Origin of the sequence: Enterococcus casseliflavus NBRC 100478 (assembly GCF_001544095.1) — a bacterium.
Taxonomy (GTDB): Bacteria; Bacillota; Bacilli; order Lactobacillales; family Enterococcaceae; genus Enterococcus_D; species Enterococcus_D casseliflavus.
In genome coordinates this window covers 134,841-145,375 of record NZ_BCPT01000009.1, presented here as the reverse complement: position 1 = coordinate 145,375, position 10,535 = coordinate 134,841, and the positions used below count along the sequence as shown (strand labels likewise).

The 10,535-nt window shown below is 42.3% G+C and carries 9 protein-coding genes and 11 tRNA genes; 19 read left to right on the top strand and 1 reads right to left on the bottom strand.

Annotated features, from left to right (window positions below):
- Positions 1–46: 46 nt before the first annotated feature.
- From ECA1_RS09695 to ECA1_RS09640, 12 genes are all read left to right on the top strand, one after another.
- A tRNA-Ser gene (locus tag ECA1_RS09695) sits at positions 47–135 on the top strand.
- Positions 136–146: 11 nt separating this feature from the next.
- A tRNA-Glu gene (locus ECA1_RS09690) sits at positions 147–218 on the top strand.
- A 23-nt stretch (positions 219–241) separates the two neighbouring features.
- A tRNA-Val gene (locus ECA1_RS09685) sits at positions 242–314 on the top strand.
- Positions 315–318: 4 nt separating this feature from the next.
- Positions 319–392 (top strand) — tRNA-Asp (locus tag ECA1_RS09680).
- 36 nt (positions 393–428) lie between these two features.
- Positions 429–504, top strand: a tRNA-Phe gene (locus tag ECA1_RS09675).
- Position 505: 1 nt separating this feature from the next.
- Positions 506–586: transfer RNA gene (locus ECA1_RS09670), tRNA-Tyr, on the top strand.
- Between the two features lie 5 nt (positions 587–591).
- Positions 592–665: transfer RNA gene (locus ECA1_RS09665), tRNA-Trp, on the top strand.
- Positions 666–693: 28 nt separating this feature from the next.
- Positions 694–766: transfer RNA gene (locus tag ECA1_RS09660), tRNA-His, on the top strand.
- Positions 767–776: 10 nt separating this feature from the next.
- Positions 777–848, top strand: a tRNA-Gln gene (locus tag ECA1_RS09655).
- 41 nt (positions 849–889) lie between these two features.
- Positions 890–960 (top strand) — tRNA-Cys (locus ECA1_RS09650).
- 26 nt (positions 961–986) lie between these two features.
- Positions 987–1,071 (top strand) — tRNA-Leu (locus tag ECA1_RS09645).
- Between the two features lie 187 nt (positions 1,072–1,258).
- Positions 1,259–1,711 (top strand): HIT family protein, encoded by a 453-nt coding sequence (locus ECA1_RS09640; RefSeq protein ID WP_060792359.1) that lies wholly within the window; start codon positions 1,259–1,261, stop codon positions 1,709–1,711.
- A gap of 84 nt (positions 1,712–1,795) precedes the next feature.
- On the opposite strand, the gene ECA1_RS09635 is transcribed toward ECA1_RS09640, so the two are convergent.
- Positions 1,796–3,793, bottom strand: coding sequence for a beta-galactosidase (locus tag ECA1_RS09635; RefSeq protein WP_060792358.1), 1,998 nt, complete (start codon positions 3,791–3,793; stop codon positions 1,796–1,798).
- 433 nt (positions 3,794–4,226) lie between these two features.
- Here ECA1_RS09635 and arcA point away from each other — a divergent pair, with 433 nt between their 5' ends.
- The 7 genes from arcA to ECA1_RS09600 all read left to right on the top strand — a co-directional run bounded on the left by arcA (position 4,227) and on the right by ECA1_RS09600 (position 10,520).
- The gene (arcA, locus tag ECA1_RS09630) at positions 4,227–5,444 is read left to right on the top strand and encodes an arginine deiminase (protein ID WP_060792357.1); all 1,218 of its coding nucleotides are present in this window, start codon (positions 4,227–4,229) and stop codon (positions 5,442–5,444) included.
- Positions 5,445–5,829: 385 nt separating this feature from the next.
- On the top strand, positions 5,830–6,141 hold the full coding sequence (locus tag ECA1_RS09625) for a hypothetical protein (RefSeq protein ID WP_010749206.1): 312 nt from the start codon (positions 5,830–5,832) through the stop codon (positions 6,139–6,141).
- Positions 6,142–8,133, top strand: a complete 1,992-nt coding sequence (locus ECA1_RS09620) for a V-type ATP synthase subunit I (protein ID WP_015510091.1) — start codon at positions 6,142–6,144, stop codon at positions 8,131–8,133.
- Positions 8,117–8,590, top strand: coding sequence for a V-type ATP synthase subunit K (locus ECA1_RS09615; protein WP_005229236.1), 474 nt, complete (start codon positions 8,117–8,119; stop codon positions 8,588–8,590). Before ECA1_RS09620 ends, ECA1_RS09615 begins: the two co-directional genes overlap by 17 nt.
- A 16-nt stretch (positions 8,591–8,606) precedes the next feature.
- Complete coding sequence (locus ECA1_RS09610; RefSeq protein ID WP_005229237.1) at positions 8,607–9,197, top strand: V-type ATP synthase subunit E; 591 nt, start codon at positions 8,607–8,609, stop codon at positions 9,195–9,197.
- 14 nt (positions 9,198–9,211) lie between these two features.
- A complete protein-coding gene (locus ECA1_RS09605; protein ID WP_060792356.1) occupies positions 9,212–10,213 on the top strand; it encodes a V-type ATP synthase subunit C in 1,002 nt (333 codons plus the stop codon).
- The gene (locus tag ECA1_RS09600; RefSeq protein ID WP_005229240.1) at positions 10,206–10,520 is read left to right on the top strand and encodes a V-type ATP synthase subunit F; all 315 of its coding nucleotides are present in this window, start codon (positions 10,206–10,208) and stop codon (positions 10,518–10,520) included. Before ECA1_RS09605 ends, ECA1_RS09600 begins: the two co-directional genes overlap by 8 nt.
- The last annotated feature ends 15 nt before the right edge of the window (positions 10,521–10,535 follow it).

The following is a 10,535-nucleotide window of genomic DNA, read 5'->3' as shown; positions in this document are numbered from 1 at the left end:
CTCTAATAAGAGAAAACAAGCAAGAGTAATGAGCTTCTTTTAGGCTGGAGAGTTGTCCGAGTGGCCGAAGGAGCATGATTGGAAATCATGTAGATGGCTATCGCTGTCTCAAGGGTTCGAATCCCTTACTCTCCGTTTTAAACTTAGGTCCGTTGGTCAAGTGGTTAAGACACCGCCCTTTCACGGCGGTAACACGGGTTCGAATCCCGTACGGATCATTACAATTTAATGAACAACCTTCGGGGGTTTAGCTCAGCTGGGAGAGCATCTGCCTTACAAGCAGAGGGTCAGCGGTTCGATCCCGTTAACCCCCATTACGGTTTGGTAGTTCAGTTGGTTAGAATGCCTGCCTGTCACGCAGGAGGTCGCGGGTTCGAGTCCCGTCCAGACCGTTTCATTATTTTTGTAAAACTTATATTTTCTTATATGGCTCGGTAGCTCAGTTGGTAGAGCAATGGATTGAAGCTCCATGTGTCGGCAGTTCGATTCTGTCCCGCGCCACCATGGAGGAGTAGCGAAGTGGCTAAACGCGACGGACTGTAAATCCGTTCCTTAGGGTTCAGTGGTTCGAATCCACTCTCCTCCATTCATAGGGGCATAGTTTAAAGGTAGAACAGCGGTCTCCAAAACCGTTAGTGTGGGTTCAATTCCTGCTGCCCCTGCCATTATATATTTCAACAGTTTCTTATCACGGCGGGTGTGGCGAAGTGGTTAACGCACCGGATTGTGGCTCCGGCATTCGTGGGTTCGATTCCCATCACTCGCCCTTTCATTTTTGGGGTATAGCCAAGCGGTAAGGCAACGGACTTTGACTCCGTCATGCGTTGGTTCGAATCCAGCTACCCCAGTACAATCTTCACTTGATTGTAGATTGCAACAATAGTATAATGGCGGTATAGCCAAGTGGTAAGGCAGAGGTCTGCAAAACCTTCATCACCGGTTCAAATCCGGTTACCGCCTTAGTACTAATACTAACCTTTCAACATGCCGGCGTGGCGGAATTGGCAGACGCGCTGGACTCAAAATCCAGTGCCCGTTGAGGGCGTGCCGGTTCGACCCCGGCCGCCGGTATCATTGATGTATCAGTCTTTTATAAGATTGATACATTTTTTTTGTTTATAAAAGTCTACAAATACGATTTTGAAGGACCACTCGTATAGCAAAGATTTTTTTATTTTGTTACTATTGAAAGCCTTTCTTTAATCTTGTATAGTTTTTACATGAATAGCTGCAAGGAACAGGAAAGAGGGGGATCAAATTGAAATGGTATGAGAATAGAATCAAATCAGCGATAGATGGGACAAATCCAATGGTGATCAAAGAATTGTCTGGCAGTTTTGCTGTTTATGGCGATGTCCAATTTCTTCCCGGATACTGTGTATTATTACCTAAAAGAGAGGTGGCTTCTTTAAATGATCTAGATTTAAGCGAGCGACAGATTTTCTTAACTGATATGACTCTTTTAGGAGATGCTATAATACAAGCTTGTTCTCCATTGAGAATCAATTATGAACTATTGGGAAATACTGATAACTTTCTTCATGCACATTTGTTTCCCCGTTATGAATGGGAAACCGACGAAACGAAAAAAATGCCTGTTTGGTTGTACGACAAATCCCATTGGACTAATCCAGAGTATCACTATTCAGAAAAAAGAGATGGAGAGCGAAGACAAAAGATAGCCTCTTATTTAGAAAATGCCTATCGCTAGTCTAATGACTCTCCCTGAATCTAGTAACGTCTATTAAAGAACCTCCATGAAGCGATCGCTTCATGGAGGTTCTTTTTCCTTAGATCAATCAACATACTTAAGAACTGCGACTTCTTTTGGTTTCAGAACTACCAACTGTCTGGTTTCTTTGGTTAGAAGGTCTGCTCCAGGGGCTTTCAGCTTCACTTTGGTTGTCTGCTCCGTATGGTTTAAGAGAAAGACGAGTGTATAGCCAGCACCTTTGCGACAGGTAACGGAGACCTCAGTAGGAGCAGCCAAGAAGTGCTGGGCATGAGTCGCTAATTTATGATTTTCCAGAATGGTCGCTAAAAATGTAGTTAGCCCTTCAAGAGACAATTCTGTTCCCACGTAATACGCATACCCATCGTCGATCTGATTCATAGTAATGGCTGGCTTATCGGACAAATAACCGGATTGGAAGGTTGCCAAAGCTTTCGCACCATTTAGATGAATGACTTCCTCCCATAGAGAATTGTCGTACCGACGACCTTGGAAGTCAATTTGGTGATGGGTAGCTGCTTTCATTGGGTAAAACTCTTCTACAATGATCCCTAAGGTGTCCCTAAACAGTCCTGGATAGCCCCCAAGATAGACTTGGTCATATTCATTGACGATCCCACTAAAGAAATTCGTCAAGAAGATGCCGCCTTGTCGCACGTAATCATTGATTTTCTTACCGAAGGCTTCTGGTGCTGAATAGAGATTTGGGGCAATCACTAAAGGATAGCCGTCTAGGGATTCGGAAGGATGGACAAAGTCTACGCTCAGATTTAACGCCCTTAGCGCGGCATACAGGCTGCGTAACTGATGAATGTACTTTAAGGTGCTTGGTTTGGCATCCAATTCCAGCGCCCACCAATTTTCCCAGTCAAAGACAACCACGACATCAGCCAAGAAGCGCGTCCCAACGATATCCGACAGTTGCGAAAATTCGTTGCCTAATTGCGCACATTCACGAAAGATACGGCTTGAATGAGGATCTCCATGAGGCACCATCGCACTATGAAATTTTTCCGCACCGCCACGAGACTGCCGCCATTGGAAGAACATGATGCCATCAGCGCCATGAGCGAGCGCTTCATAACTCCAAAGACGCAGCTGGTTGGGTGTCTTGGCACCATTGATTTGCCGCCAATTAACGGCGCTGGTGGCTTGTTCCATGATCAAAAAAGGTTTTTTCTTTAAACTACGAGTTAGATCGTTAGCAAGAAATTGCGGGTAAGGGATCTTTTCAAAGGGATTCGGGTACGAATTCCAGCTGACTACATCCATTTCGGGTGCCCATTTAAACCCATCCACGTATTTGTGCAAGCCCATAAGATTGGTCATGTAAGGGATGCCTTGTGAATATTTTGCGATCGCCGCCTTTTCGAGTTGATAGAGCTCCAGATTCATGTCGGAAAGAAAACGGCGATAGTCTAACTGCTGTGCAGGATTTTTGAAGGTCGGCATCGCTTCAGGTAGAAAAATTTCGTCCCAGCTACCATAGGATTGACTCCAAAACTTGGTTGACCAAGCATCATTCAATCCAGCGATGGTCTGATATTTCTCTGCTAACCATGTCTGAAATCTTTTCCGACAATGATCGCAATAACACTCGTGGATGTGACAGGTATATTCGTTATTGATATGCCACATGACTAGCCCTGGATGATTGGCATAACGGTTTGCGACTGCTTCTGACAAATCGGTGGCATATTGACGATAGATAGGGGAAGTCGGACAGTAGTGCTGGCGCGACCCATGAACCAGTCGATTGCCATGAATGGTCACAGGCAGCATCTCAGGGTGTTTTTGAACAAGCCAAGCGGGAGGCGAAGCCGTTCCATTGGCTAGGTCGATCATGATATTGTTTTCATATAAAAGATCCATCAACCAGTCCAGAAAGTCAAAATCATAGGTGGATTCATCTGGCTGCAGATTGACCCAGCCAAAAATATTGATGCTTACATAGTTCACACCTGCTTCTTTCATTAAGCGCATATCTTCAAGAATGACTTCTTTAGACCATTGTTCAGGATTGTAGTCGGCACCATAGTAAAGTTGACGTTGCGTTTTCATGAAATCGCTCCTTTATAGACGTTTCTTTATCATCAAGATACTTGAATCATAGCAAATATTTATCTATTTGATAGCGGTATCATTTGAAAATCATGAAATGATCCAAAAAAACAAAGATAGTTCAATCTGGTTTCGCAGCTAGGTCTATCGTCCATCAGTTCTTTTGCCTTGCTGTTTTTTTAACAAAAATATACAATTGAAAAAGGCGGTAAATTAAAGTATCTAGAATTTATATTCTTAGATAGTTGTTTTTTTAACGGAGGTTTCTTTTTGCTGAAATGCATATTTATAACTATATGATCCAAAAAAACTTTGAGTCACGAGTAGAAAAAACACGATGAGTTAGAGAAATGAATAATTATGTGATGAGGAATCATAAAAAATGAATGACATAAGTTATTCAACAAAATTGCCAAGAAGGAGAGACAAGTTCATGAACCAGCCAATTCAGATTTTTTCTGAGATTGCCCCTTTAAAACGGGTGCTGCTGCATCGTCCAGGCGCAGAATTAGAAAACTTGATGCCGGATTATCTTGATCGATTGTTGTTTGATGATATTCCTTTTTTAACCCAAGCGCAAAAAGAACATGATTTTTTTGCGGATACGTTAAGAAGCAAAGGGGTGGAAGTCCTTTATTTGGAGGATCTAGCTGCTGAAACATTGACAACAACTGGTGCCAAAGAGGCCTTTTTAGAAGACTATTTAAATGAAACAACGATCCTTGATGAAGAGATTCGCAACGAAGTGCGCAACTTTTTCCTGTCGATTAAAGACAATCGCGCCTTTATCGATCATACGATGGCGGGCTTGAAAAAAAGTGAGGTAGAAATTTCAAAAGCCAGTAACTTAACTTCAATCGTTGAAACAGAATATCCTTTCTTGATCGATCCAATGCCAAACTTGTATTTCACGCGAGATCCGTTTGCGACGATTGGTCACAGTGTTTCCTTGAATCGAATGTATTCTGCAACGAGAAGACGGGAAACCCTCTACGGAAAACAAATTTTTACGCACCATCCGATGTTTGCCCGCAATGAGACGAACTTTTTGTATCATCGGGACGAAACGACGCGGATGGAAGGCGGGGATCAGCTGATTTTATCAGATAAAATCGTGGCGATCGGGATCTCTCAACGAACAGAAGTTGCCTCAATTGAAAAAATTGCCGAAACGATTTTTGCCACAGAACCGAGTTTCGAACATATCTTGGCATTTAATATCGGCGAGGAACGAAAATTTATGCATTTAGATACGGTCTTCACGATGGTGGATCATGATAAGTTCACGATCCATCCAGAAATCGAGGGAGAACTTTCGCTGTATTCAATCACTAAACACAAGGACGGTGTGCGAGTATATGAGGAAAAAGATACGTTGGAAAACATTCTTTGCCGTTATTTAGATTTGCCTGAAGTACACTTGATCCGCTGTGGTGGTGACGATTTAGCAGCGGCAGCTAGAGAGCAATGGAATGATGGGTCTAATACCTTGGCGATTGCACCTGGAGAAGTTGTGGTCTATGACCGCAACACCATTACCAATGGGCTGTTAAAAGAGGCAGGAGTCATTTTGAATGAAATCTCGGGCAGCGAATTGGTTCGCGGACGCGGGGGCCCCCGCTGTATGAGTATGCCGTTTATACGTGAGTAGGTCGATGCTTTGTTATTTTAAATACTTGTCTTTTCTTTAGAAGCATTTAAGTTAAGAAAAAGACGAGAAAAAACTAAAAGAAAGATTTGAAACATCATTTTGTTTCTAATCTTTCTTTTTTGTCATCATTTAACCCCCTAATAAAATGAAAAGGATTTCTTTTTGTGAAAATGTGTAATTTTTGTGACTTTTATATGTAAAGACTATAAAAAAACGCTAGGAACCTTGTTCTATCGCAAAATTTATGTTACGGTTATATTAGAAAACGGAAATAGGTGAAGGTATTTGCCACTTATTGATTTTTGACACCCTACGATCAGCGAATGCCATATGCTTGATTTGTAGTGGTTTTTTTTGCGGAAAAAAAGTGAAAGCAGGTGAGAAAATGACAGTAGATGCCATTCGATTATTACAAGAAGCAGAGCAATTTGCGGAAAATAAAAATAAAGAAGCAGAAGCAGAAAAAAAACAATTGGCACAAGCAAGAGAAGAACGGTTGAAGGCGTTTAAAAAAGAGTTGGCAGAAAAAGAAGCCCAACAAAAAGAAGCAATCAACCAAAAAATCGCAGCTGAGTTGGTACAGTCTAAGGAACCACTCTTGGCTAAGACCAAAGCAGAAGTGGAAACACTGCGAACGATCCCTAATGAATTGAAAGAAGAAGCATTAGCAATAATAATAAATAAGGTTGTGACATAAATGGCAATTGCAAAAATGCAAAAGTTCAGTCTGTTGACCTTTTACGATCAGAAAGAAGCTGTTTTAGAGCAGCTGCAAGACTTTCAAGGCGTAGAACTGCTTTCTTCGGAAAAATATTATGATTCTGAAGAAACGACGGGTGTTTTGACACCGGTTCGCGAGGAACAGTCTGAAGAAGAAATGGAGAACCAGTTTGGTCAAGTCAACTGGAGCTTAAATTTTTTAGAAGAATATGTACCCAAAAAAGGAATGCTGGCACAACTGCGGCAACCAATCAAAAAATATACCCTTCAAGAATTGGCTGAAACAGCCCACACCTATCCTTGGCAAGAATTATGCCAAACCCTTCGTAAACAAGACAAACGTCTTCGCTTGATTGATCAAGAAAAACGCGATGTATTAGCACAAGAAGCAGAACTGTCGATCTGGAAGTATTTCAAAGAACGACCAGCTGTTTTAAAAGAATTAAAAAAATCAGGTGGCTTGTTAGGATCGATTCCTACTTCTGAAATGGCTGACTTTACGACCAACAGTGAAAAGCTGCCGCTTGTCTATGTCGAAACCATTTATCAATCACAAACGACAACTTACTTATTAGTACTTTTCCATAAAGATGTAAAAGAAAAAGTAACTACTCTTCTAAAGAAAGCAGCCTTCGAGCAATACATCTACCCTTATGAGGGCATTCCAGAAGAAGATCTGCAAACGATGAAAGAAAAATCCCAGCGTCTAATTGATGAAGAAAAAGAAATCAAAGCTTCTCTTGGTGCGATGACAAAAGAGCAAGAAACCTTGCGGATCGTTGCCGAGTATTTAGATGGAGCGATCACCCGCTTAAAAAGCAGTAAAATGCTTTTGCGTTCGACTCATGCGGTCTCGATTTCTGGCTGGGTTCCTGTTGATGGGGCGGCCGAATTAGAAAAACGTATCAAAAAAGGGACCACGGATAACTATTACCTCGAATACCAAGAAGTGACGGAAAAAGAGCTGGCTGATGTGCCGATTTTATTAGAAAACGCACGTTGGATCAAGCCTTTTGAAGGACTTGTTCGGATGTACAGCTTGCCGCAATATGACGAGTTAGATCCGACACCATTTATGGCGCCTTTTTACATGGTGGCATTCGGGATGATGGTTGCCGATTTTGGCTATGGATTGCTCTTGTTTCTGGCGACATTTCTGGGGAAAAAGCTGTTCCACCTCAGCAAAGGGCTGGAACAAAATTTGACCCTCTTTCAGTTGTGCTCGATCCCTACGATTATTTGGGGCTTGATCTATGGCAACTTCTTCGGATTTGAATTCTCCTTCCAGCTGTTGTCTGCCCAGGATGATGTCAATCAGATCTTAGTCTTATCCGTGATCTTTGGGTACATTCAGATCATGTTTGGCTTGGCGCTGAAATTCTATATTTTATGGAAGAAAAAAGATCAGAAACTGGCTGCGATGTTCCAAGCCGGTTCGTGGATCGTCTTTTTGATCAGTGTCGTTTTTGTCGCTGCAGGAATGCTGCTTTTCCCTGACACCCCGTTACAAACGATTGGGATCGTAATGATCGCTGCCAGTCTTTTAGCAGTGGCAATCGGAGGCAGTTTAGAAGGAAAAACGTTGGCAGGAAAAATCGGTTCTGGATTGTACGGATTGATGGATGTGACCAATTATGTTGGTGACTTGATCAGTTACACCCGTCTGATGGCGTTAGGGGTTGCCGGCGGAAGTATCGCCTCAGCCTTCAACTTGATCATTAGCTACTTGCCGCCAGCAGCCCGGTTCACCGTCGGTATCTTATTATTTGTGGCGCTACATGGCCTGAATATTTTCTTAAGTTACCTTAGTGCGTATGTTCATGGTATCCGCTTGCAGTATTTAGAGTATTTCGGAAAATTCTTTACGGGGGGCGGACGTGCCTTTGACCCGTTCAAATCAAATGAAAATTATGTAGAGATCATCTCAGAAGAAAAGTTACAGGAGGATAATAATGGAAAATTGGATTAGTTTCTTTTACGAAAATGGTGGAATTGTTTTTGCAGCTTTAGGTGTAGCGACCGCAACGATTTGTGGTGGTATCGGATCAACGATCGGTGTGGGGATGACCAGTGAAGCAGCATCAGGCTTGATCTCAGAGCAACCAGAGAAATTCGGGCAAGCGTTGATTTTGGAATTGCTTTCTAGTACCCAGGGGCTATACGGCTTTGTAATCTCCTTTATGATTTTTGGTCAGATCAGTGGTTCGATCTCATTCGATCGCGGGTTGTATTTGTTTATCGCTTCATTGCCGATCGCGTTAACAGCAATTATCGCCGGTAAGTGGCAAGGACGTGCCGCAAGTGCTGCGATGCAGATTTTAGCAAAAAAACCAGAACATGTGACCAAAGGAATTATCTTGGTAGCGATGATGGAAACGTATTGTATTTTAGGGTTCGTGATTTCCTTCTTGCTTGTCTTGAATTAAGAGGAGGGAAAAGTGAATGTCTGATATTACACGTTTAACTGACAAAATAACCGCTGATGCGGAAAAGAAATACCAGCTTCAAATCAAAGAAGCACAAAAAGAAAGTGAAAACCAAGAAAATTTAAAACGAGCACAGTTAGAAAAAGAGCTTAATGAACGGTTAGCTTTTTATGAAAAAGAAAAACGTGCGGCGATGTATTTGGAAATCTCAGATGTGCATATCCAATCAAGAAACAAGGTCTTGGCAGCAAAGCAGTCCGTCTTAGATGAGCTGTTTTCTGAGGCTCTGACCCGTTTGAACACGATGGATCAGGCAGCATTTTATACGTTTATCGCGAAAGGCTTGGCGAATGCACGGTTAACTGGTGAGGTCGAGTTGCTTTTAGGCGAGAAGTCCCGTCATTTCGTTGATGAGGAATTCCTTACTAAGTTGCAAGCATCGGTCCCAGAGGTTCAGCTGAAACTGGTAAATAAAACGATCCCTCGCAAGGGTGGCTTTTTGTTGCGACAAGAAGCAATTGAGTTGAATTTTACCTTTGATGCGCTACTAGAAGCCAACAAAGAAGAGTTAAGCAATACGTTACTGCAATTGATTTTTGAACAGTAAGCAGGTGCAAACAGATGAATGACATCAAATATAATACGTTGAATACGAGAATTCGGACGTATGAATCGCAATTATTCGATCGTAGTCGCTATGAGCGAATGCTCTCAGCTGCCAGCGCAGAGGAAATCTATGGGATGCTGCAAGAAACGGTTTATGGTGACTTCATCAATGAAGATGATCGTGTACACGATTTTGAACAAGTCCTGATGGCTGAGTTGAAACGGGTATACGAAACGATGTATCAGTTGACACCAGAAAAAGCGATCGTTGATTTCTTTGCTTTGAAATATGACTATCAAAATCTGAAAGTTTTAGTAAAAGCGGCATATATGCAAGAAGATTTTTCGGCGTATCTCGTCCCAATCGGCACCCAGCCACTTTCCGTCCTTAAAGATCTGGTCAAGACCAGAAAAAGTACTCAGGTCGCGCAAGAGATGGTTGCCTGTGTGGAAGAAGTCTTTTCTTATATTGAGAACTATCATGAAGTCCAGTCCATCGATATCATCTTTGACAACCATTATTGGGAGCAATTATGGACGATCGGTAAAGAATACCAAGACGAGTTGCTGCAAAGCTTGATTCGCCGTCAAATCGATATCTTCAATATTTCAACAACGTTGCGCAGTTACGCGATGAAACGCAAGCGCGGCTTTATCAGCGCAGTTTTAGCCGACCATGGGAATTTACCTGCAAGTGAGTTGTTAGCAGAGATCACGACTTCTCTTGAGGCGTTTGTGGCATACTTGCAAGGAACCCCTTATAAAGAGCTGATCAATCATAGTTATGAAGAGTTGGTAGAAAAGAAGACCTTGAATACCTTTGATATACGCAAAGACAATTTTCTAATGGCGAAGCTCAAAGAACAAAAAATCGTGCCTTTTGGGCCGTCAGCATTGGCAGGGTATCTGTATGCCAAGGAAATTGAAAGCAAGAACTTGCGTATTCTCTTGATTGGTAAAATCAATAAGGTGCCAGAAGAGATTTTAAGAAGTCGGGTGCGTGATAGTTATGCATAAAAAAATAGCAATGATGGGTGGTAAGAACTCGATCTTGCCTTTCAAAGGGCTGGGGATCGATATCTTTCCAGTCAGCGATTTGGATGAAGCCGCCCAACAATTAGAAGAGATGGCTGAAGCGTATGGTGTGATCTTTTTGACCGAGCGGTTGATCGAACAATTAGAACCGATCGTTCGTCGTTACGAAGAAGTACCGACACCAGCGATCATTCCGATTCCAAGTAGTACGGGTAGTTTAGGGATCGGTATGGCACGCATTCAGCAAAATGTGGAAAAAGCGGTAGGAATGAATATATTAGATTCATAACAGACAAGTCAGCCA

What these genes read in the sequence shown, in the direction of transcription:
- ECA1_RS09615 (WP_005229236.1), top strand. Translation starts at nt 8,117, where the DNA reads ATGGAAAATTGGATTAGTTTCTTTTACGAAAATGGTGGAATTGTTTTT.
- ECA1_RS09605 (WP_060792356.1), top strand. Translation starts at nt 9,212, where the DNA reads ATGAATGACATCAAATATAATACGTTGAATACGAGAATTCGGACGTAT.
- ECA1_RS09600 (WP_005229240.1), top strand. Translation starts at nt 10,206, where the DNA reads ATGCATAAAAAAATAGCAATGATGGGTGGTAAGAACTCGATCTTGCCT.
- ECA1_RS09610 (WP_005229237.1), top strand. Translation starts at nt 8,607, where the DNA reads ATGTCTGATATTACACGTTTAACTGACAAAATAACCGCTGATGCGGAA.
- arcA (WP_060792357.1), top strand. Translation starts at nt 4,227, where the DNA reads ATGAACCAGCCAATTCAGATTTTTTCTGAGATTGCCCCTTTAAAACGG.
- ECA1_RS09625 (WP_010749206.1), top strand. Translation starts at nt 5,830, where the DNA reads ATGACAGTAGATGCCATTCGATTATTACAAGAAGCAGAGCAATTTGCG.
- ECA1_RS09635 (WP_060792358.1), bottom strand. Translation starts at nt 3,793, where the DNA reads ATGAAAACGCAACGTCAACTTTACTATGGTGCCGACTACAATCCTGAA.
- ECA1_RS09620 (WP_015510091.1), top strand. Translation starts at nt 6,142, where the DNA reads ATGGCAATTGCAAAAATGCAAAAGTTCAGTCTGTTGACCTTTTACGAT.